General features: G+C 53.3%; 16 protein-coding genes. 2 read left to right on the top strand and 14 right to left on the bottom strand.

What is annotated here, in order from left to right; all coding sequences use genetic code 11:
- Positions 1 to 27: 27 nt before the first annotated feature.
- Positions 28 to 525 (top strand): RadC family protein, encoded by a 498-nt coding sequence (gene radC / locus MRS74_RS06235; protein WP_254579417.1) that lies wholly within the window; start codon positions 28 to 30, stop codon positions 523 to 525.
- Positions 526 to 682: 157 nt separating this feature from the next.
- Here radC and MRS74_RS06230 read toward each other — a convergent pair whose 3' ends face one another.
- Both MRS74_RS06230 and MRS74_RS06225 read right to left on the bottom strand, forming a co-directional pair.
- Positions 683 to 1,339: a hypothetical protein gene (locus MRS74_RS06230; RefSeq protein WP_254579416.1), complete on the bottom strand. Its 657-nt coding sequence runs from the start codon at positions 1,337 to 1,339 to the stop codon at positions 683 to 685.
- A gap of 5 nt (positions 1,340 to 1,344) precedes the next feature.
- Positions 1,345 to 2,433: a ComEC/Rec2 family competence protein gene (locus tag MRS74_RS06225; RefSeq protein ID WP_254579415.1), complete on the bottom strand. Its 1,089-nt coding sequence runs from the start codon at positions 2,431 to 2,433 to the stop codon at positions 1,345 to 1,347.
- Positions 2,434 to 2,815: 382 nt separating this feature from the next.
- Between MRS74_RS06225 and MRS74_RS06220 the strand changes: the two genes are divergently transcribed.
- Positions 2,816 to 4,294 carry a sigma-54 interaction domain-containing protein gene (locus MRS74_RS06220; RefSeq protein ID WP_254579414.1) on the top strand — a complete coding sequence of 493 codons (1,479 nt, stop codon included), beginning with the start codon at positions 2,816 to 2,818 and terminating at the stop codon, positions 4,292 to 4,294.
- Positions 4,295 to 4,348: 54 nt separating this feature from the next.
- Here MRS74_RS06220 and MRS74_RS06215 read toward each other — a convergent pair whose 3' ends face one another.
- From MRS74_RS06215 to MRS74_RS06160, 12 genes are all read right to left on the bottom strand, one after another.
- On the bottom strand, positions 4,349 to 5,275 hold the full coding sequence (locus MRS74_RS06215) for a protein NO VEIN domain-containing protein (protein ID WP_254579413.1): 927 nt from the start codon (positions 5,273 to 5,275) through the stop codon (positions 4,349 to 4,351).
- Between the two features lie 38 nt (positions 5,276 to 5,313).
- Positions 5,314 to 6,003: a uracil-DNA glycosylase family protein gene (locus MRS74_RS06210; RefSeq protein ID WP_254579412.1), complete on the bottom strand. Its 690-nt coding sequence runs from the start codon at positions 6,001 to 6,003 to the stop codon at positions 5,314 to 5,316.
- A 154-nt stretch (positions 6,004 to 6,157) separates the two neighbouring features.
- A complete protein-coding gene (gene brxL / locus MRS74_RS06205; RefSeq protein WP_254579411.1) occupies positions 6,158 to 8,233 on the bottom strand; it encodes a BREX system Lon protease-like protein BrxL in 2,076 nt (691 codons plus the stop codon).
- A gap of 3 nt (positions 8,234 to 8,236) precedes the next feature.
- Positions 8,237 to 10,726, bottom strand: coding sequence for a PglZ domain-containing protein (locus tag MRS74_RS06200; protein WP_254579410.1), 2,490 nt, complete (start codon positions 10,724 to 10,726; stop codon positions 8,237 to 8,239).
- Positions 10,727 to 10,867: 141 nt separating this feature from the next.
- A complete protein-coding gene (locus MRS74_RS06195) occupies positions 10,868 to 11,482 on the bottom strand; it encodes a DUF4276 family protein (RefSeq protein ID WP_254579409.1) in 615 nt (204 codons plus the stop codon).
- 2 nt (positions 11,483 to 11,484) lie between these two features.
- The gene (locus MRS74_RS06190) at positions 11,485 to 12,723 is read right to left on the bottom strand and encodes an AAA family ATPase (protein WP_254579408.1); all 1,239 of its coding nucleotides are present in this window, start codon (positions 12,721 to 12,723) and stop codon (positions 11,485 to 11,487) included.
- The gene (pglX, locus tag MRS74_RS06185; protein WP_254579407.1) at positions 12,720 to 16,745 is read right to left on the bottom strand and encodes a BREX-1 system adenine-specific DNA-methyltransferase PglX; all 4,026 of its coding nucleotides are present in this window, start codon (positions 16,743 to 16,745) and stop codon (positions 12,720 to 12,722) included. The genes MRS74_RS06190 and pglX overlap by 4 nt, the downstream gene beginning before the upstream one ends.
- Before the next feature lie 3 nt (positions 16,746 to 16,748).
- Positions 16,749 to 20,387, bottom strand: a complete 3,639-nt coding sequence (brxC, locus tag MRS74_RS06180; protein WP_254579406.1) for a BREX system P-loop protein BrxC — start codon at positions 20,385 to 20,387, stop codon at positions 16,749 to 16,751.
- 23 nt (positions 20,388 to 20,410) lie between these two features.
- A complete protein-coding gene (locus tag MRS74_RS06175; protein ID WP_254579405.1) occupies positions 20,411 to 20,989 on the bottom strand; it encodes a BREX protein BrxB domain-containing protein in 579 nt (192 codons plus the stop codon).
- Complete coding sequence (locus MRS74_RS06170; protein ID WP_254579404.1) at positions 20,970 to 21,752, bottom strand: BrxA family protein; 783 nt, start codon at positions 21,750 to 21,752, stop codon at positions 20,970 to 20,972. Before MRS74_RS06170 ends, MRS74_RS06175 begins: the two co-directional genes overlap by 20 nt.
- Complete coding sequence (locus tag MRS74_RS06165) at positions 21,749 to 22,255, bottom strand: BrxE family protein (protein ID WP_254579403.1); 507 nt, start codon at positions 22,253 to 22,255, stop codon at positions 21,749 to 21,751. Before MRS74_RS06165 ends, MRS74_RS06170 begins: the two co-directional genes overlap by 4 nt.
- Positions 22,248 to 23,159, bottom strand: a complete 912-nt coding sequence (locus tag MRS74_RS06160) for a helix-turn-helix transcriptional regulator (RefSeq protein ID WP_254579402.1) — start codon at positions 23,157 to 23,159, stop codon at positions 22,248 to 22,250. Before MRS74_RS06160 ends, MRS74_RS06165 begins: the two co-directional genes overlap by 8 nt.
- Positions 23,160 to 23,247: the final 88 nt, after the last annotated feature.

The following is a 23,247-nucleotide window of genomic DNA, read 5'->3' as shown; positions in this document are numbered from 1 at the left end:
TCCCGGGGTTTTCCGGAGTAGCCTTCAATGAAATACCACAAATTCAAAGCCGGCGAGAAAGCCGGTACCTATGTTGCCGAAACGCCTGTCACTGAAGAGGACATTCTCACCATGGCCCAACAGTTATCACGCCAGCGTCTGGCCAAGGGGCGCCGCATCGAGCAACCCGCCGATGCCTTCAGCTATCTGCAGACCCTGATGCATGCCTACGAACATGAAGTCTTTGGTGCACTGCTGCTGGATAACCGTCATCGAATTATTACGTTTGAGGAGATTTTTCGAGGCACACTGGATGCAGCCAGCGTCTACCCGCGGGAAGTCGTCAAGATCGCGCTATCTCACAACGCCGCCGCCCTGGTCTTGGTCCATAACCACCCATCGGGTGACCCGGAGCCCAGCGAGGCCGATAAGCGGATCACTATCCAGCTTCGGGATGCGTTGAGCATGGTCGGCGTGCGCACTCTGGATCACGTCGTCGTCAGTACCGAGGGACATGTATCACTGGCTGAGCGAGGGATGCTGTAGGAACTGGACGATTAACTCGCGACAACTTGATCGTCAAAAACTCAACGAGGGGAAGCCCAGTCGTCTTCCCCTTTTCAACGTCCAAACCCAGCGTCCTACAGACAACGAACAAACACCAATCTAACCTGTCCACCACTCGTGCCAACACCCACTGCAACTAATCGCTCGGTACCGAGCAATGCTGCATTACAAACTCCGTAACCGCGGTGGTTACAAAGCGATTCCCGCAATTGTGTGCTGCCAGCCCCATCAGCAATGCTTCAACGTAGATTACAATTAGAAATCCCATTGATACTTGCATCGACTGAAATAAAAACCACGCCTCAGCAAGGTTTGATACGTTCAGCAGCAAAGCTATAACCAGCAGTGCGGTGGCGGTATCACGATAGAGCAGGAATGCTTTATGTACCCCTTTGACAAGCTCAGCATCCCTAACTGGCTGATAGATATGCCGGTACCAATAGATGTTCTGCGCAGTGCCCTCATCAGCCAAAGTAGGCAGGTCCGGCAACAGCGCTTTTAGCCGTAGCTGATCCACGCGAGGATCAAACGCCATCAGACGGCAAAAACGGTGCGCGGGCAGAGCATTGCTGAAACGAAGATATATCAAACAATGTTTCATGTTTGCCGGTAGCAAATAAGTTAGCAGTACACTCAAAGCAGTGATGGCGGCCAGACCGCCCAGTTCAGCAATCACGTGCTTCAATTCAGGTAGCTCATCGACTCCGTAGGTCAAAATTACAGCCAACAACAGCGACGAAAGCACCAGTAGCCCGAGAGGTGCCACATTCTGAGCTTTAAGGTTTTTAAGCATAATCTCTAATCCTCATCCAGCTCGAAGTAATAGGGTTCTGCCGTTACAGGCCCCCATCCTTCCCGTCTGGGCGCATCATTGTGGTGACAGATACAGGAGCCACGAGTTGCCAGCACTCTGGCACCACGATGAGTGAACGCATTGACGACAGCTTTCCGGGGGTGCTTGGGGTCGCCTTGTTTAGCCGTAGACGCAATCGCGATAATATCGCGAGTTTCACCTTCGGCGATTGGTTCTCCTACCAACCTATTCAAAACCGACGGCCCAACATTCCGCTGACTGCCATGGTGCGGAACTTGAATAAAGGTTAGAGACGCCGGGTCAGGGCATTGATCGAGTTGATCAGCAGCATGCCCCAGCGCCTCGACTCCAGCGTCAGCAGTGAAGACAAATCGACGACCATCAATAATGAGTTGAGTAATGACACTTGCATTATTCTTGGCGGAAGTCACACCGTCATCGGAGATTTTGTCCTCCCCCCAACTAACAAAAATCTTACGCAGCTGCTGCATTGCCCTTTCTAGCAAACCGACAGGTCTGGTTCGGGCCTGTTGCTTTGGTCCAGCCATACCATCGAAACTGGGAATCAGCCCTTCGTAATATTGTTCCGAAGGCCCAAGCACTTTCACACACCCTGAAACATCCACGAGCCCTAAAAATGGCTCTTTAACATTCACTCTCTGGGCTTGTGCGACCTTGTACAGGCCATATGCCTTTTCAAGGCTCTCCTTCAACTGCTCACCGAGACTGTTATCAGTAACACGACCATCCTCGAATTTGGATGCCAGACCTGCATTATGTTGCCAGGGTAGATGCATCCATAATTCATTGACGGTCAGTTCCGACAAAACAGTTTCTAGCCCATTGATATGGTCTTGGTCCGGATGGGTACTGATCACCAAATCCACTATCCTGGTCCCGAAGTGAGTTACGATATGATTGACCAGTTCATCACCGGTATCTTTAAACCCTCCATCGATAACCACGACAACTTGTTCTTCACGGTTGCCATGCAGGTTGCCAAAGCGGATGGCAATTGCATCCCCACTTTTCGACTCAGCCCCTACACCAAGAAAATCAATCTGATAGCCCATGCCAATCTCCAAGTTAATATGAGAACATACTAGAGAATGCACAAGGCATACCAAAAATAAAAACTTCTTAATATTCAATCAATTACGAATAAAGTACTGCAACAAAACATCTATTTATGTAATTTTTTTTACAATTTGATAAATTTTTTACAGATCTATTTTAGCGCAACCAAGCAGCTTCCCAGAAAGATCAAGCGACGGTGGCCAACGAGCCTAGCAAGGAGAAGCCTGATAGCGCGCGACGCCAGGGACACAACTGGTAACTACATTAAATTTTCGTAAGCTGCTAAACTCCCGTAAATGATATTTCAATCTTGTAAATAATCTTACATAGCAGCTACTTATGAAACGGATACTAATCAGCTGGCTAGGAAGCCAAGACTTGGCGGCCGAGGAGAAAGATGAACTTGGCCCGATCGGCTCGATCCTTCTTCAATCTGAATGGCCATTCGACGAGCTGCGGTTGCTGGCGAACAATTGGTTCGATCAGATTCCCCGGTATGAGGCTTGGCTGAACAAGCGCCTCAGCGAACAAAATCGTACTATGCGCATCAATTGCCGAGAAGCTGAGATCAGTAGCCCGATCGATTACGACGGCATCTACGATGTGGCCCGTGACGAATTAGCTGGATACAGCCTGCCAGGGAACAAAGTTACGCTGAATCTCACGTCGGGCACACCCGCTATGATTGCAACCTGGCTGCTGCTGGGAAAGGGTGTATTCGACTGCGACCTGGTCCAGACCTCGAGGCAGCATGGCCTCGAAAAGGTCGACCTCCCCTTCGATATTTCTTTGGAGTACTTGAAGCAGCAGGATGGCAGGTTGCAGGCACTGGCATCTGGTATGCCGAACCTGGATGCGCACTTTGAACATATCGCCGCGGTTTCGCCAGCGATGGCCCAGGCTGTCTCTATCGCGAAGCGACTCGCTCCTCGAGATGTGCCCGTGATCATTCTGGGTGCCTCTGGTACCGGCAAGGAGGTAATTGCTAACGCAATCCATGGAGCGTCGCTCCGCTCCGGCAAGCCCTTTATTGCCGTTAACTGTGGCGCAATCCCCCAGTCATTGATCGATTCGCAATTATTTGGCCATAAAAAAGGGGCATTTACCGGGGCGGAGGAGACCCGAAAAGGGTTCTTCGAAGAAGCAGATAGCGGAACGTTGCTTCTCGATGAGCTCGGCGAGCTGCCATTGGAAGCCCAGGTAAAGCTATTACGGGCTCTGCAACAAGGTGAAATCAACCGTGTTGGTGAGAGCAAACCACGCAAGGTAAATGTTCGTGTTATTGCCGCCACCCATCGGGACTTGCTGTCGATGGTCGACGACGGCGCCTTTCGAGAAGATCTGTTTTACCGGCTGGCTGTTGGCGTCATTCAGCTTCCAAGTTTGAAAGAGCGACAGGATGATATCGACATCCTGGTCGATGACTTGATGGGTCGAATCAATGACGATGCTACGTCTCAACCTGGCTATCAGCATAAGACCGTTTCCGACGAAGCCCGGCAGTTTATTAAACAGCAGTCCTGGCCCGGCAACGTACGTGAACTCTGGACTACATTACTACGGGCATCCATCTGGTCAGACGGCGAAACCATCGATGCTGAAACGTTACAAGCCGCGCTATTTCAACGCCAACAAAAAGCTTCAGCAGAAAACCTAAACTTCGATGTACGAAGCGGAATCAATATTCATGAGTTACTCGACGAAACAAAGCGCCACTGCATTCTTGAAGCTCTGAAAGTGACAGCAGGACAACGAACAAAAGCAGCCAAACTACTTGGGTTACCTAACCATCAGACACTGGCGAACTGGATGGAGAAACTAGAGCTTACTGAAGGGACGGGCAGTTTAGAGGGCTGAAGTGTAGTAATGCACCACACACTCAAAACCGCCCAAGTACGCTCTGGCCAACTTCTATTTCGCAACCGCCTCCCAAGCAAACGGTTCTAGTTCAAAGACGCGACTGACCTCACGTGCATTCAAGATTGCCACCTCCGGATCCTCAAGAGCATTAGTTACCATTCCCAGACGCCATTGAGGATGGCGCATATACCTATGCTCATTGCGCGTCATATAGAAATGAGGATGATCTCTAGACGTTCCCTTAACCTCAATATGCAATTCATCACCGTTTTTTTTGTGACGCGCAAGCAGATCATAACCGCAATTGTCTTTCTGACGGTCAGCTATGCTGTATTCACCAGATAACTGCTTTATTACCGCATCGACAGCTGATTTTTCGATCCGTTTTCGAACGTCAGCATCAGGAAAAACAAGTGTCGGCGGGTTATTCGCCAGCAATTCAGCCTGCTCATGTACAATAGCTTCTGCCAGCTCAGCCCCCCCCTCTCGCCACGGATCATCAGCACCATTGCCGCGTAAGTACATTATGGGTGAACGCTTTATTCGGCCACCCGTTATAGTGTGGCGTCGGTCTGAGGTTGGAATCATATATGCTTCATCTGAGCTGATACAGTAGGTGAACGGTTCGTCGTCCTTGTTTACTGGAAAGTCATCTTCCAAATCGTATTCCGGCCTCGGAATGTATTCATCATGGATGATCGCATTTCTGTACCATCCGACAACCGTCAGTGGTCCGGAGCCTTTGCGTGCCGAAACGAAAAGGATCAGCCACCCATACTTCTCTCTTGGTTGAGGGGACCGTTCGTTCTTGCCGATCGGTGGAATATATGCATAGTAGCGGCCATCTTTACACTGTCTAAAATTAAAGCTCTCTCCAGCTTCTTCGTAATCATTAATATGGGAGTGTCTACCAACAACAATTCCACCCTGGTAGTCATCCGACCACCCTGTTTTGACCAACGCAATACGCTCGTACATGCAATCGTTCCTTGTTTGATGACAACAGCCGGGAAAGCCTAGCCTACTTTAGCTGGGCCCAATTGAGAATCCTCCAACAACTGTGCATAACAGTGATAGTTCACGAGCACCTGGTCATACAGATCCCGGGCTTTAAGCGTTCGCTGGGCCGGGTGGAATACGTTGATGAAGATACGTTCGTTCAAGCTGTGAACACGGGCAGAAACCTTCTTAAGTTCAGGATAGAGCTCTTTTTTAACAACGTTGTAAGTGCCACACAGCACCACAATCTCGGGATTGATCAGCTCGATTTGTTGGCGAGTGTATTCTGCATACACTCGGACATCCCGTTCGAGGGCCTTGGCATTTGTCCGCGCGCCACCCGATGTCTTGCGCAGGTTCAAATAGGCAATCGACAGTGGCGCCTGAAACTGTGATTTTTTAGCCTGGGTGAAGTCGGGTATCTCGCCGTCATAATGCGTTAGTCCGTAGGCCCAACGACCGACACGACGCAGTACTTTGCCTTTATGCCAACCGGTTTTCTTTTGCGAAGAGCGCAGAATGGCTTCCCGAATATCTTGCTGCCGCCGGCTATTGGTTTCTTTAAGAACAAATAGCACTTTGCGCGGCGCCATCTCCCAGTGCTCCTCCGACACAACTCCATCGAGGTTGAAGGGCCGCGGCTTGTCCCGATTGTTCGCTTCAAACTGCTTTCGCCAAGCGTCCATTAAATCGGTCATACCCTCCATAGTGAGCTTGCTCCTTGGTTGTGCGAGGAGATTCCACTGTTCACTCCACGCACGTTCGAACCCTCAACCAGTCTGTGCAAACCATCGTATAAAAAGCTATTCAGCGATTTGAGGCCATACTTCAGTCACACCACCGAAAAAACCGGATGCGCTCCTAGCTTTTATAAATATCCACCTTCGTCTCCTGGCACTTACGCAAAGTAAGATCGTTCGCCCCCACACCGAACCAACCATCCGGTCGCTGGAAGAAGTCGAGTCCCCGGCCGATCTTGACGGTCCAGCCGTTGTCGATGCGGATTTCGCGGTCATGCATGTGATTGTTGATCTTGATATCCAGTTCGATATCGATGTCCAACAGGCTTTGCTTCAGCTCTTCGAGGCGCTCTGACAGCTCCTTCAGATCGGTATCATCGTCGTGGCTCGTCGTAAGTGTGATCTTTCGCAAGGTTGGCGATTTGATGCAAGCCTCGCAGAACCGCACGAGGTTGTGTACCTGGTGTGTGGCGCGAATGTAGGGATCCTCAATATCGATGGACTTAGCTCCAGTCAGATAGGGACCCATGATGGACTCATAGCTAAAGCCGGTAGCCCCGTAATGGATCGTGAAGTGTTGCTCCTGGGGCTCCTCGACGCCTGTGGCGACCTCCTCATCACTCTCCGACGGCGCTGACGTTGGGGACTCCACCGGCTCTTTCGCGGCGCTGGGTGCTCGGGGCGTTTGCGGAGCGCCTTCAGACTCACTATGAATATCGCGCCTTAGTGGTTCTTGGGTAGCGGAGGCTAACTTCGATTCTGGACAGTAGACGACGATTTCTTTCCCATGCGTATCAATGTAAGAAAGATTGATCAGCGCGAACTCATCGTCTGATTTACGCTTGTTCATCTGCTCTTTGACGCGGCGACGGCATTCGACCGCGTAGGCCACGTACTGTTCGAACTCTTCGTCGGACGGCGCGCCGGAGGGGTGAAGTATCTTCAGGAGGCCTGCAACCGTCTTCTTGATCCCTTTCTCGTCACGACCTTCGACAGCACGCCCCAGGCGGATGCGCTTGCTGACTTCTTCGTACCGATTGGTGTGCTTCAACTGATAGTGGAATGCCTCTGCCAAATAGTCGGTAATGAAGCCATAGTTGTTGGTCAGGAACTCGCTGCTGTTTTTCGGCATTTCCCAACCCGGCAGATAGCAGGCGAAGCGGTCCATGATCGCTAGATCGAACTCTTTAGGTAACGGCTGGAAGAGGTCATACACCTCGGAATTGACGATCTGTTTAACGGACAGATCCAGGTTTCCGACAAAGGCCATCGAAGCGTCGGCGATGACCTCTACGCCACGTGAAAATCGTCCGTTAGCCATGAAGTCTTTCATGATCTGGATAGTATCCGGATCTTTTACCTTAATGCCCCCCACCTCATCGAAAGCCACCGTATCCCAGAACCCCACCAAGCCGATTTTTTTTCGCTGATTGTGATAGAACAGCGTCGCCTTAGTGGCCTGACCGCCACTGATCAGCGTCGAATAGGGTGAAAACTCGCTAAAGAAGTAGGACTTGCCGGTCCCGCGCGGCCCCAGCTCGATAAAATTGAAGTTGGGCTCCACCAGCGGTAGCAACCGGGCAATAAAGTGCATTTTCACGCGCGGGGTCAGCTTGCTCGGCTCCAGGCCCACCGAGCGCAGTACTACATCGACCCAATCGTCACGGCTGAACTCGTTTCGCCCTTCGCAGTACTGATCGTAGTTGAAGCGGCTCAGCTGGATGGGGCTCAGGTCTTCGATGTAGAAGGCGTAATCGTCGTCTTCGATCTCGTTGTAAGCAATCGTGACTTCGCACCAAAGCCCGCCTTGCAGCAACCGGTCGTTGTCGCGATAGAATTTTTCGCTGATGGCGACCTTACGGGAATCGAAGTTTTCCAACGCGGCCCAGTGCCGTCGATCCTTCTCGACGTAGTTCACGTGTACCTTATCGATAAAGCGATGCTTACCTTTGGTTGCCACCACTGACTGCGCCTTGTTCGCCTCGTTAGGCCGCACGTAGTTATCCTGTAAGGATTCCAACACAGCTTCCATGCCGGCCTGAATTTCCTCTTCGTCATCACTGGCACAGTAACGCGCCAGCAGAAACTCCAGCACGAAAGTCGGGACGTTGGTGCCCTTCTTGATACGGTGCACGAGGTCCTTGCGGACGACTTTTCCGTCAAAAACTTGCGTAATATTCTGGTCAAGAGTGTCCATGGGTTACACCACAAGATAGTCAGTTTCGAGTTCTAGCTGACAGTAGACCGCCAACGTGGTCGGGTTCAGGGCTTTCACTTTGAACTTACCCTCAAATCCCTTCTGCATACGCAACATGATCTTTGCCTTTTCGCCTGGCTGCAGTGTGATCGAGCCGGTGGCAGCATTCACTGCTCCACCTGGCTTAGCTTCACCCACGACCTCACCCTTCTTATCCTGCGCTTCCAGCAAGACCTCAAACCCATTCCCGACAGAGAACATGTCTTGGGTTTCAACACTCAGCTCAATCACAGGCATCGGGGTCGTAATACGTTTAGCACCATTTTTGTAGCTCAGCACCACACTGGCCTGCTGGATCGCCGGCTGCGCCGCCGCTTTCAGCTGTATTTCCAGTACCGGCACCACACATTCCTGCAAGGAAGCGCCGCCGTGGTAATAAAGCAGCCCCGAACGATACGCAGCCATCGAACGTGGGCCTGCCAGTTGGCTAAAGTCACCGCGGATACCGGCTTTTTCAGCACTCATCTGGTAATGATGGCCATCACCCGCCCCCTCACCCAGCAGGCAGCGCTCATGGGTATTCAGCCAGTTACCCTGCAGTTTCTGGCAGGTATCACCGGCACCCGCATGAGTATTCATAAAGAAGCCATGATCGGTGGCAATCACCACCTCATTAAAGCCCTTATCCTGCAATTTATGCACAGCTACACGGATGCGTTTGAGTGCATTGAGGATCTCGTTCGGCGCGGTATCCGGGTGGTTCTCGAAATGGCTGTCGATCTCCACTGAGCGCAAAATCAGCAGCTCTGTTGTCTCGTCCACACCGAATTTGTTACGGACAAAGTCTTCCAGGCGCCCTTCCTGAAAACGCTGACCATAGCGCTTGCGCACCCACTCCATGCGCTGTGCCACTGTGCTGATGGGCTGTTCGCCCATCATCGGCACCATCCCTGAATCCGTGCGCTTGAGGGTCAAACTGGAGGCCGCATCCGGTAGCAGGCTGGCCATGCCCACCAAAGTGATACTGGGCAACTGCACCAAAGCAGGTTTGAGTTCGACCTTACCGTCTTCTTTCAGCTGCTGTTCCAGGGCGACACCCAGCTCGTAGCGCAACGCGTCTACCATCAGGTACGCCACCTTCTGGCCGCTCTGCTGTAGCTTGGGCGCGACCAGTTTGTCGAACACCTCGTTGTTGGACAAGTACCCGGAGACCGGCCAACCACCCTGTTCCAGGTGCTTGGTAAAGGGGATCTGCACCTTCTCAATCAAGCGGCCATAGGTCTGACGCACACGCAGCTTGATTGGCTCCATGACCCCGAAGGTATCCTGCCAGTCGTAGTCACTGACCGCCTGCTCAAACTCGCGATGCAATCGATCCACATCGCGCAGCTGGCACACATAGAACTCCAGCAAGGCCTCCATACTGCGAGCATAACTCGACAACTCCTGCTCACGCTGCTCACAGGCCTCTAACAGCATCAGCGCCGAGCGCAGTAAATCCCACTGCGCCTGACTTTCCCCCTTGCCGGTCCAGACTGAATGAGCATGACGACCCAAAATATCCCGAACGCGGTTACTGTCATCCTGCTGCAGCGCCTGCAATGCCTGAAGCATAAAAGTCCGCTCTTCAAACGGAAAGGTGTCCTTCTGGCCCAGGTCGAACATCTGTTTACAATACTCGACCAGCTCCAGATCAGACTCGATACTCTCTGCCCGATCAATATAGGTGGGTTGAGTACGGCGGTCGCTGCGCAAACGTTCACACAGGTCCTCAATCAAAGGCGCAGCCTGACTCGGTGCGTGCGGTATGTTGTCCAAGGCTTCCGGCAACGCTGCAGGCAGGTCGAAGGCGAATTCACTAAAGAGCAGGTACGACCAAAGCTCATCGGCAATGGCACTCCAGCTCTTCGCTCGGGTCCGCAGCTTCAGGCCGATGCTGTTCAGTAACAGTGTCTTGACCTCAGCCACCCAGGCATCAGTGGTTTTTAGCGCGTCTTGCTGCCGCTCACTAGGTACCAAGAGCGCAAACAGAATGTCGCGGCTAGATTCAACATCCAACAGCGCGCGCAGATTGGGCCATTCCAAACCGCCCCCCACCGCATCAATGACGGCAAAGCTTGGGTTAGCGTCCTTCTCGAATATGCTGCGAATCTGGGTGGCGTGATCCGGCTTCGCTTTCAAGCACAGGTTGAGATACTCATCGCCATCACTGTCCGGAAAGATCGCTCCACAGGCGGCGTAAAGTGCAAAAGGGTCCTTCTGCCGCGCTTCATCCTCAAGTGCCTTGGCGACCGGAACATATACCAGCAGTTGCTCGATCCCCTTCTCTCCCAGGCGCTGCAAGGCCGCCAATGCCTGAGCACGGCTCTCGATACTCGACTCTGTTACATCCACCACAACACGCCGCTCATTGGCCATTTCCAGACAGAGCTGGCGATAGCGTTGATCAGGGTCATACACCACCAATATTTGATGCGAATCAGCACCGGCCAAGCGCGCGGCAAAGACGTCCTGCTGGATAAAGGCTGCTATGTTCATCCTGATAAATCTCCTGCTTGTCGCTCATCTATGAGCGACAACATGCGCTGCGGATCTTTTTGCATGAACCATGATCCACAACGGCTCATATTCTGATTAGTCCCAAGCCCGCGCGGCCTCAACGGCTGCGACCATGGCCTGAAAGCTGGCCGAGCGGTTTGCCTCTGGGATCATGTGAGCCGCCACCTCGCGGGCACACTGCAACTTATTGATGCCGACCGAGAAGTAGCCCGCTTTTTTCAGCACCCGCTCCAGCGCTTCCCAGGTGCCGCCTTTGATGGCATCGGGATCACGAAAAGACGCCTTCTGCGGAATATTTTCCTGCACGCGGGGATAGGCGGCTTTGACGGCCACCCAGTCGCCAAAGAACCAGGCTTCCAGCTCTTCGATCACAATGCGATTGGCCACCTGAAAGCGGGCTACACCCTGGCTTTTGGTCTGCAGCCCTGCGGCCTGAGCAATACCCTCCAACTGCTGCTTCAGTTCACGACAATCACTGTTATCCCGATCCACCAACACCAGAATGGCCCACTCCGGGGGCAGCCAGGTACTGTAGGCACGCAGCCGGGCGGGCAGGTTTTTCAGCAGGTCATCTTTGCACTGAAAGCGGAAGATCTCGAACTCGATATCATCCAGCAACTTGGGCATCAGTTGCTCCAGTGCGGCCTCCATGGAGATCTCTTCCACAAAGACCATCAGCTTTTCCAGCATACTCACTTCCTTGTTTTGTTGCGCGGCGCCCCAAGGTTCACCAGCGGATCGCCCAGCCCAAAATGACCTTCCATCCACAGGTAGCCGAGGCTGGCCCCTTCCTGCACGAACGCCTTGATGCCACGGATATCAGACACTCGTACCGCCTGGGTAAAACCCTGCTCATCGCGGTACAGCACCCGCACCTCCTCCGGGCGCATGGCATTGAGCAAGAACGGCGAATGGCTGGTGATCAGCAATTGGGAATTTGCGGCTGCATTGCGGCACTCTTCTGCCAGCTCTGGCAACAGACGTGGATGGAGGAAATTTTCCGGCTCTTCAATACCGATAAACCGTGGCGGCTCCGGGTCATAGAGTACCGTGAGGTAGGCCAGCATCTTCATGGTGCCGTCAGATGCATAGCGGGACAGCACCGGCTGCTCGAAAGGCGCATCCTTGATCTGCAACAACAGGCGGCCATCCGGCATCGGCTCTGCCTCCACCCGCTCCAGGCGGGGAATGCGCTCACGCAACACGCTGAAGATCTGCTCCAGACGTTCCGCGTGCTGCTCTTTCAGGTACTGAATCACATTGGCCAGGTTCTCGCCGCCTTTGCTCAATCGCTCCTGCGGCCCGGCTTCCGGCTGGTTACGGGTCTGGTCGATGGAGAGATAGGACACATACCAGTCGGTAATAAACTCACGCAGGGCTGCAATCCGCGGATGATCAGAGAGCTGACCCAAGGTGTTCACTGCAATCAAATCAGGCGAGCGCAGATTCACCTCTTCCCGCTGATTATCTTCATCGGGCGTTTCACCACTGGCTGCGCGGCCCTTACCCCGCGAAAACTCCAGAAAGCGGAAAGGCTTGCCCTTGGAACCCCGCCGCCACTGCAACCACTCCTCAACCACTTCCGGCCCTTTGCCGCCTTCATCTATGGCCAGGCGATAGGTGATGATGGGCGTGCCTGGTCGTTCGCGGTATTTGAGCTCAAAACTGATCGGCCCGGTCTGTCCGCGGCTTTTCAACTCACGGCCACGGCCACGCCGGTCCCATGCGTGGCGCAAGCCAAACTGGAAGCATTCCGACAGGAAGTTGAACACATCAAACACCGTCGACTTGCCGCTACCGTTGGGGCCGAGCAGCACCGTCAGCGGTGTCAGGTCTTTCAGCTCGATCTTTTTCAGCGCACGGTAGTTCTCCACCTTGATCGACTCAATGCGGGGAATACTCTTGCGAACAGGTGTGCTATCTACACTCATAAGCCTCGTTCCTGCCGGATACGTTGGATCAATGCCCGCAGCTCGGGCTCAGACAGATCGCACTGCTGCCATTCCAGCTTGGTCTCGCCGGTTTCCTTGCCGCGGCGTGACACCGGTACTTCCACCGCGTCCCAGAAGTTGTCTTCAACATCGTGGGCGATGGCCAGGCTGCGGTCTGCGTGACATTTGCGCAGCACCCGCTCCGGCCAATAGTTCAGTGCCAGATGCGCCCAGTCGTAATCACCCTTCTCCAGCTTCTTCCAGGTGTCTTTCAGCACTTTCTGCCAGGGTTTATGCCGGAACAGCGACCAGAGTGGTGCGGCGCTGATCTGCACGCCGTCGTCCTGGTTAGGGCGATAGCCAGGAGCGATCTCCAGCAGGGTATCACGTAGGTCTGCCAGCTCCTGTTCAAGATCGTCTAACGCTTCGAGTTGCTTCTCTTCTTGCTTGCTGCGACTGCTGCCTTTAGCTCGCAAGGTATTCAGATCTTCACGTACTTTCTCCAGCTTTGGTTCAATGAAATCATTGACCGCTGTAAATAAAGTTTGACCGTTAAGCTCTGGATAATAGATCCACAAGGTATAGGACATGGAAGGTGTAGCGAGCGGCCAATAAATAGGTGCCTTTCTACCACTTTTTGAATATTGCTGGAGATGAAACTCAAAAAAACCATTAACTTTCCGCAGAAAACTTCGCAAGTCTTTAACCTGTAGAAAAGAAGAAAATTCAATCTCTATTGATCCACTATCATCACCCCACAAATCTTCAACCATAGAGACAATAGCTTGAATAATATCCGATTTACTATCAGAATCATCGACAAGAATCGGAATTAAATTTTTCGAATACAAATCAGCTTCACTTTTCAAAAGCGCAGGTAACGGAGCTATTGACTGAAGCCCGAACAAATCTATTTTTGATATTTCATCAATTTGAGAGATTGAAATATTGGCATTCCACCTCCCAAATGCACACCCTATCAACCAGCTAAACAACTGCCCGCCAAGCTCCAATAGATTTTTTGATTCTGATAGACATCGAAAACAATCTTCTTGTGAACTCACAACAACTTCCGACTCATCTAAACCATCAGTTATTTCTTGACCAATAAAAGCAGACCGAGATATTTCTGAAATTGCATCTGAAGAAAGTTCGTAAGCTTTAAAAACCAGACTATCTATTTTCGTTTGGATTTCATCAACAACAACACGCCATTCTTCTTCTCTTAAAATACATGCCTGCGCCGCATCCGCAAGAGTCCCTTCTGCGCGATAGAATGCTAGGCGAGGCGCGAAAAACATGCGATCAATCTCATCAAAAACACTTAATTTTCTACTCGTTACTGCTGCACGCACTGCCAAGTCAGATATTTCGTCTCTGATTACCTTTAACAAAGCAGGTTTAGGTAAATTACGAAGAACACCAACTATAAACTCTGGGAAGTCTGTTCGACCCAGAGCAGCCTTAAAAAGATAGTCTAAGGTTGATGAATTCATTAACCCAAGAAAATAAGGAAGATTATCTTTGTCTGCAAAAAGACACTGACTGCGAGCACTGAATGCAGTTCCCTCGGGAAATGCCTGTGCAGACATTCGTGGCGCTCGAAGCGGCCACATAATACCAGGCTTGAAAAAATAGTCTAGCGAGGCCGGCCTAATATCTGTTCTATGAACTGTACCTAAGTAACCTTTGTAAGTAGGAACCTTAGGATCCCACATAGCCAAGAGATTCACATCGTAATAATATCGTTTACTAGATCCACCTTTCGCATAAGGAACCCAGTTCCCGTTTTCACCAATTGATTTTGAAACACACTCCCAATAATTACGTAAATACCGAAAATTATCTGCGGTAGGATTCGTTACCCGAACAACAACATCATCACTTTCAAAACGACTGTGCTTTTTAAATAAATTCCGAATTTCTTCGCCAACCCAGTAACTAAATGGAGAGCCGGGGATCTTATTAAAAGAACTCGGCGAAACTCTAAAAACAGACTTTAATTCACCACCTTTCTGAAAGTCTTTTATTATACATTTTAGATTTTCATTCCGATTATCTGCCTGACCAAGGCGAATGAATGGAATATCGACTGTTGAATCCGAATTCTTTTTCAAACAATACGCAGCTGTTTCCACCATAGCAGCATCAAGTACACCATGCCCGAGGTCAGCAACAATTAAAGGAGGTGCCACATTCAGCAGTGTCGATTCACGCCACTCTGAGAACGAGGTAAGGAAAAGTACTGTTCGTGAGGTTATGCACCCAAGAAGGCCTCCATCGTTCAATAGCTCCACAGAACGATCTATAAACACGCATAGCAAGTCGTTTCTTGCATGACTGAAATTCCGGTCAATATAACCTTTTGATGATTTACTTGGAGCCCCAAACGGAGGATTCATAACCACCACATCAAACTTTTCCCGCGTCAGATCTATCAGCCGCAACCCCTGCAAGGCGTCCAGGGCAAACAAACGGCCCTGGTAGCTACCGCTTGCCTGTTCGGTAAATGCAATCAATGCCTGTCGCAGCCGCTGCTCTGCCTGCTGCCAAGTTTCCTGTTCCTGATCGGCAAAAAGACCTGTACCGCTGCCACCGTAGATTTCCTTGATCAACTTGGGCAGCTCCTGCTCTACCTGCAGCAGTACACCCAGCTCTGGCAGGTTATGCAGCAGTTGCAGGGTTTTCTCGAACAGTTCGGCGTCCTGGCTATCCAGCCGGGCCGCAAACTGCTGACGCAGATCCTTCTCCGCCGGCGGTGCTATGGCGGCAACCACATGGCCCTGGCCGATCACCGGGCGCAACTGTGCTTTGACATCCGCATCGTGCCAAGCGCGCTGGGCACGCAACCAGAGTGCCAAGGTCGCTATCTGGGCGGCGCGCGGGTCGATGTCCACGCCGTAGATGTTGTGCTCAATAATCAGGCGCGGCACATCGCGCAGGTAGGCCGCTTCATCCCTGTAGGTCTGACTCAGCGGCTTTAGGCCCGCTTCTGGCTGGGTGGAAACATCCAGGCTACCGGGGCCTTTATGTTGTTCCCATTGCCAGGCTTCACGGTATATCTCTAGAAAAAGGTCAAAGGCGTAGAGGCCAAAGTGCATGGAACCACAGGCCGGGTCCAGCAGTTTGAGCGTACGCGGGTCGCGCAGCGTTCGCGGTGCTGCTTCCGCCCGCTTGGCGTCCAGCTCCTCCGGTTTCACCAACAGGTATTGGCAACGGTCGTAGAGGCTGGTCTGGCCAGCGGAGGCATCAAACCAGATGCGCCCCAGAGTGTTATCCACCAGAAACTCCACCACATAGCGTGGGGTGAAGAATTGGTTACGCACCGCCAGTTCGCGGCTGTTACGCGGCGCCTGGGACTCGGCGCGCATCTTTTTGCGCTCTTCCTGGGAATTGAAGTACTGATAGATCCAGCCGATGGTTTCATCCTCACCCCAGAGGTGCTCGATTTCGGGGTGGTTGATCTGCTCCAGCAGTTCCAGCAGTGCTGCCTCCCGCGGGAACAAGCGCCCCTGGGCGCTGTGGCGGTCGAACAACAGCTCCAGGTCGATACTAAACTCATCGAACAGGCTGAAAAGGTAGTTGCGGTAGGCATCACCGGTTTCGCCCTGGCTGCTACCTGCCAGCATTTTATAGAGCTGAAAGCCTCTGGAGTTGTAACCCTGGCCGATGGATTCCATCAGCACACCACGGGCTTCCGCCATACGCAGGGCGGCCATGCGGTTGAGCACGGTAAACGCCTGCTCGCGCACCAGCCGGTCCAGTGCCTGCAGGGTTTTGTCCTTGTCGTTTTTACCCGGAGTGGCGGCAATATAGTGTTGCAGGATCTCGCGCAGCAGCTGTGCCGTCTGGCGCTGACGGTTATCCAGGTGGGTGAGCTCGTCCAGCCGGGCGATAGTGCCGTTTCTCGGGTCCAGGCCGTAGATCGCTTGCAGCTGGCGGGTCAATTCTTCACTGAGTAGCTCCCGGCTGACACTGACAAACTTCTGCAGCCGGTTGCGGGTGCCTTGATCAAACGCCATCGGTCAGTCCTCGTCCTGCAGTTTTAGGGTCAGCTCGAACTCGTGGGCGTAGTGCAGCTCGCCGCGCAGGCGGCTCAGTTCGCTGATCAAGGCATCCAGTTCGCTAAGACTGGTAATGCGCGTTTTGGGCGAGAGTTGGCGCTGCATCCGCTTGGGTTTGCCCTCCTGGACAGCCTTGTCCTGCTCCTGCTTCACCTTCTCCTGCAAGCGCTCGCGGCCAATTCGCTGAATTCTCTGCTTGAGGTCCTGAATTTCGGTGTTGATGTTGTATTCCTGGTTTACCAGGGTTTGCAACCCGGCCAGATCCTCACTGGCCTCAACGATTAACTGTTCCAGATCCGCCAGCAGATTGTTCTGTTCTTGCTGGGTTAGCTCAGGCCATTCCGGCAAGCGGCGCAGATCCGGCTCGATGGATTTCAGGCGCTGCTTCTGCTCTTCGAACAGCGCGATCACGCCATCACGCACACGGGATTTGAGTGTGGTCAGGGTGCTGGCAAAGTCGCTGCTGTACTTGAAGAAGTCCGCCTGTTGCAGCCGTGCCTGGGTGTTGCTGATCTCTTCCACCAGCTCAGCCTTGAGTTGGCCGGGTATACCGCTGGCCGGCAAGGCATTGACGCCGCGGATATGGATTTGCAACTGCCGCAGCGTCTCTTCCAGCCCCTGCTCCAGCTTAATACGCAGATCAGCCGCCCATTTCAGGTTGTTGAACAGGTCGGACTCTTCCCCACCCAGTCGCTGCGGCGCATCGGAGGCATCATTGAACAGAATATCGCGGATATCCTGAGCCAAGCTGTCGAGACGGTCACTGCCCGGCAGGCCCAGCGCTTTGAGCTTCTCGGCCAGCGGGCCGTACTCATGCTGCAACCGTGGTAGCAGTTTGACCGTGACCTTGCTGATCTCATCTTCCAAGGGGACGACGATATCGCCGGTCAGCTCAGTCAGGCGCTCGGCAGCGCGGGCCTGAACCTCCATCGAGGGGCGCTCTTCACGCAGCGAGATCCCGACCGCCTTGAAGCTGTTGTTGGTTTTGAGCGCATCAATCGCCTGCTGTCCGTTGACGGTAACTTCACGACCGCCAGCCTTGAGTTTGATTTCACCGGCGATCAGCATGGCCGCAACCAAATAGCGCAGGGTATCCGGTGACCAGCCAAAGGGCGCGCTGGTGAAGATATCGGCCAGCCGCTTACCTTCGATGGCGCCCTGGCGCTCGATCATATCGCGAATGCTGATAATTGCTTTGTGCTGGGTATTGATACTGGGCGTGCCGTTGCTGGTCTGTACCAGATTGAGTGGATCGAGCTGGTGAGTTACACCGGCTAGGTTCCCCAAGCGCAGGAACTTCTCTGCCAGGTCAGTGCCGGCACGGACAGGGGCTTCGGCGTTGCGGTCAAATACCTGTTCAGCCACATCCGCCAAGTGTTTACGCGCAGCTTCAACCAGGTCCTGACTCAGGCTGTCGACGGCACTCAAGGTGCCACGGAACAGGAAAGAGCCCTGCTGCAAACTGCGACGAATCTGCCGCTCCAGGTCGTTCATCAGACGATTGGCGCGGTCGGTCTGGCCCGCGCAGTAATCCTTAACTTCCTGGTCCGGCTCGTTACGGTAACGGCTGGACACTTCACGGCAACGGAAGATCTCGGTGGTAAGTTCATCCATCTCCGGCGTAGTACGCCCCAGCAGATAAATGTTGTATTGCTCGGCCTTCTGGCGGCTGTCATTGGTCAGCCGAGTTTTAGCGTTGTCATACTCCACCGGGTCGACCAGCTCAATGATGGTTTGCACCGCGTTGCGCTCACCCATCAAGGAAGTGGCTACAGAGCCTGCGGTGGTCTGCACCTTGAGGCCGGTCTGGACCGACAGGGTGCCATTCAGCTGCGAGGCCGGCAGCGGTGAGTAAACCTCTTTTAACGCCTCGCTGACGATACGGCGCAGCTCCACCGAACGGGTAGCGATGCTGGCACGTTCCTGCTCGATTTCGTTGAGCTTTTCGCTGAAAAAGCAAAGATTACCGTCCTGTTCACCGAAAGGCACGATAGCGTCGGAGATCAGTTCTTCGACAGCAACCGCTACCTTTTCAGATACAGAGGACTGAGCGATGCCCGAATGCAGCAGACTGGCCACGTTCTGACGTGATACCGGCAGGTTATTGAGGATCTGCAGGATACACACGGTTTTCGCGATATCCTGATGCAGAGTTGAATCCGGGAAACGCAGTTTCACCTTATCGACCGAGCCGTACAGGGAGCCAAAGGCGCTGCGGATATCCTTTTCCAGAGCGTCGAACAGTGTCACCGTATTGGCCAGCCAGCCCACCGGCTGATTCGCCACCGGGGTGCGGCCATCGGAGTCTTCCACCAGAATGTCCTGTACCACCTTTATGGCTGAACGCAGGCCATAGCCACCGGTGGACTTCGCCAGCGCACCCAGCAGGTGCAGCAGGATATCGAAGTGGGCTGGCAGGAAAGGGTAGAGGTCGATAAAGGTTTGCCGGTTGAAGCCTGCGCCATAGGCCCGCGCCTCCACCAGTTTGGTGTTGTGGCGCAGCGCTTGGCCGTGCTGATCAAACAGCTGTCCCAAGTCCGCTTCGCCGGCCGCGGACTTACCCAACAGCCGGGTATAGCAGATCTCTTTGATATCGTTGGCTTCCAGGTCTATCTGGATCGGGAAGCGGTCTTTCAATTTATAGAGTTCGGCCGAGTTAAGCGCAGCCTTGTTATCGTCTTCGGTCAGTGTCTGCTGCGCGGTACCGATGATCCAGACCTTACCGTCTCCGATGTTCTTCAGGTTCTTGGCCAGGCCATCCAGGTTGAGGATCAGGTTCTGACGTGAACCCACGTACTGCCCGACCTCATCGACGATGAAGATGATGTACTCTTTGCCCGTCGCTTCACGGGCAATCTGCAGCATCTCTTCGACCCGGTCGTTTTCAAACCGAATCACTTCGCTGGTTGCCGTGCTGAAAGCGCTCGGATTTTTGAACAGCTGGGGATAGAGCTGATGCGCCAGCTCCGGAACAACGCTGTCGACGACCAGTTCATCGTTGCGATAGTTTTCCCATTCCTCCCCTTCGGTTTGATCACGGAACAACTGCAGGAACTCGTCGTGGCGCCCTTCCTGCTTCAGCCTACGTTCCAGCGCTGCAACCTTGAGGTTACGAGAGTAACCGGCCCACTGCAGTACCTTGTAGTAGAGGACCGTGGACACCTCTTCCATGGTCGCGCCCGCCACCTGCTCACTCGCCAGGTCGAGCATCAGTACAGATGCAGGAAAGCGCTTGGCGACTTTATTCAGCAGAGCTTTGGTGGTGTTCTTTTTCAGACGGTCCTGCAGATGCTGAATAAACGGCACACCGTCGATGTACAACTTGTCATCGAAAGCCAGGCCCAAATACTTGGTAAATGAGCTTTTACCTGAGCCATAGAAGCCCGAAACCCAGACGCCAACTTCATTCTGGCCACCCGCCTCCATGGCGGCATCCATCTTTTGCAGCAGATTTTCCAGTTGCTCTTCGATGCTATCTGTGACGACATACTCGGAGATCTCTGCCTTGAGACGTTCCTCCTGAGAAGCACCGTAGGTGATCACCTTCTCAATGGTACGGTAGATATCTTTGTTGCTGTCAAAGAGGGATTTAATTTCCATTGTCATATCCTGTGACCTGTCCTTTACCCGCCCACATGGTCAGAGCGGTAGTTGCCATCTTCCGGGTAAAAGCCCAAAAACTTCAGCCGGGTCTTGCCTGTGCGAATGCCCGGGTAGAAAAACACCGTGGGCACAGAAAACTTACCCTGCAGCTCCCCTTCAATCATGCCAATACGCATGTAGGGATGCAGGGCTTCCAGATCGACCACCAGCAGAATCGCATTGGGATTGCCCTTCAGGGTCTCCAGCTTTTCTTCGAGCTTCTGTTTCAGCGCGCCCTGCTCCAGCTTGTTGGCCAGGGCGCTGTTGGTTTTACCCCACTCCAGCGGTGCTGCAGCATCCTGCTTCTGCCAAATGGTTTTCATCATCTTGGGCACAGCATCGAAAACCTCCTGGATCGCACTGGCGATGGAGAACTTATGTACCTCCCAGCCGTCGTTAGCCAGACGCGATTCCCAGGCTTTCATCTGCCGCTTTACATCCACTATCGACCGGGGTGAAAACACCAGATAGTAAATGGGCTCATAGCTGGCATGGCCGAACTCACGCCCGCGTTTAATCCTTTCCATCAGTTCGTTGAAGTCAGCATTCAGCGATGACATCGACGATCTCCTCCATTGATTTGAACGGCCAGCTGATGCGGGTAACATCACCCGCGGCCTGTACGATCAGCCAGTTGTTGCGCGCCAGGCGCTTGAGTTCGTTGCGAACATCCATAGGTTCCAACCCGAATAGCGCCCAGGTGGAATGACTGATCACCGCGTTATCCCCCAGGCCATCAAAATGCAGCTTGTACGCCAGATACAGCGCAGTTGCCTGTTCGAGCCGCACAGGTTGAATAGTGCGCTCAGCAGTACGACGAGACGAGAGTAAACCGTAGTCTGCACAACAGCCGATCAGGTAAGACGAGATCCGCTTGATCGTAGTCTCTGACCAGGGCTTTTGCGTTTTGCCATCACGCACTGCTTGCTCAACAAACCGACGCGAGTCCTCCAATGAAATGCTCTGCGCACCGCCAGCATAACGCGCCCAGAACTCTTCGCAGATGAAATCGGACAGAATCAGATTGGCCTGTGCCGTGTAGTAGAGAAACAGCTGATGCATCACCGATGAGCTGGCATGTCCCTGCAGCGCCTGCAGATGGGCGACGGCGCCAGTTTTGATATATCGAGGTGAAAAGCATTCTTGGACAATATTGCGCAAACGACGCGCGGATACGGTCGGGAACATACCAGAACTTAGCGCCTTGTCGTAAAGCGCTGCGCTACTCTGCCCGGGCTCATAGAGCGAAAGCAGCAGCTTGGTTTCTTCAATCAAACCCAACCCTGCTTGTAGCTGGGTGGTATAAAATGCAACTGCCTTCACGCGGCCTCTCTTATATACGGATAACAACGGCCGCCTTGCTCGAATGCCGCCAGATAATGCGCAGCAATCTGCTGCATTAGGCCGGATAGAGTGTCATTGTCATAGGTCCCCAGCATAACAGGCCCCTCTTGAGCCACCATTTGCTCGCTGGACATATCACGTAATGCCTGCAGTGCTGCTGCCCCATCGCTGATAATTGCGGCATACTGATCTGCCTCAGATGCCTGGAACAGGCGATCCACTTCAAGCTCAATCGATTCAGGCAGACGGAACAGGTGATAGGTGGAGCCCACACCGATCAACTCATCATGCACCAGTGCCGCCGCTTCACTAACGCCACGGTGTTGCGACTGTAACAAAGTACGCGGGAAAATCGGTGTCAGATAGGCTTTGGCCGACGGCGTGAGGAATTTGCTAGGCCACCAATCGTGGTGATCCTTCTCACCCAGGAAGCCTACGATGATGCGCAGATCAGCTATGCGTTTAATTACATCCTTATCCATGAATATTCCCGGTAGTTAACGCTTCTGTTTGATTCCAGTTCGGTGCCAACACGAGACTGGCAACATTGGACAGGTGTTCGCGGTTGTTCAGTGCCAGCAGGTGCGATGGGTTGCTATTGACGGTACTTCCTGCCCCGCAATCTACATCCCAAAGCCGCATCAGATAACCGGCCATCGCACTGCGAACCTGGAGCCTGGCGACTCCGTCTTTCATCCCGTATTCGGCTTCGATGACCTCCGGATGCCTGAGCGCAGGGTGCGGTACCAGCTCCAGCAAGACATGGAGATTCCACTGTTCATCGGCGACCTGTACTTCATGCGTATCTGCCACCGCCGCTAACTGTGTAACGGACTGGACCCGGTTGAGGACGAAATCGGAAAACCGGTGATTGTTGCGATCATAACCACGCACGTGCCAACGAACCCCGCTATCGACCAGCGCATGCGGCACAATAGTACGCTCGGAGCATCCCGTGGAGACCGAAAGATACTGCATGCTGACCGGTTTGCCCTGGTAGATGGCTCTGGAGAATGCAGCCAGGATGTCGACATCCGGCAGGTGGTAACGAAAAGGACTATCGGCGCTCACCGCTGCCGGCGCGCGAACCACGGCATCATCCCCTAACCCGGCGCACAACCCGGTGAGGGCCTGATCGCAACTGAGATCGAAACAGGGAGTGAAATTCGCGGACCGTACATAAGCCTTACTGTAGGGATCATACACCAGATTGCCTGGAGCTATCGTCTTGTAGAGGCGGAAGTCCCGAGTGGCAGCAGCCGGCCGAATCTCGAACCTGAGCTCCATATCCTGTCGGTTGATGATCCCGAAGAAGCGCAAGCGAAACTCGATGTAAAACAAGCGTTCCCGTTGCGCCTGGCTGATGGTGTCCATTTCGGTGCCCAAGCCGCTCTCCCTGAATGGCACTGATCAATTTGATGAGAGTGTAACAGCTAAGGGTGGGGTGGGCCATGCGACTGTGCAGGAATCTGCG

This window comes from Marinobacterium sedimentorum, from assembly GCF_024267675.1.
GTDB classification, from domain to species: domain Bacteria; phylum Pseudomonadota; class Gammaproteobacteria; order Pseudomonadales; family Balneatricaceae; genus Marinobacterium_A; species Marinobacterium_A sedimentorum.
This window is presented reverse-complemented; position numbering and strand designations above follow the sequence as displayed.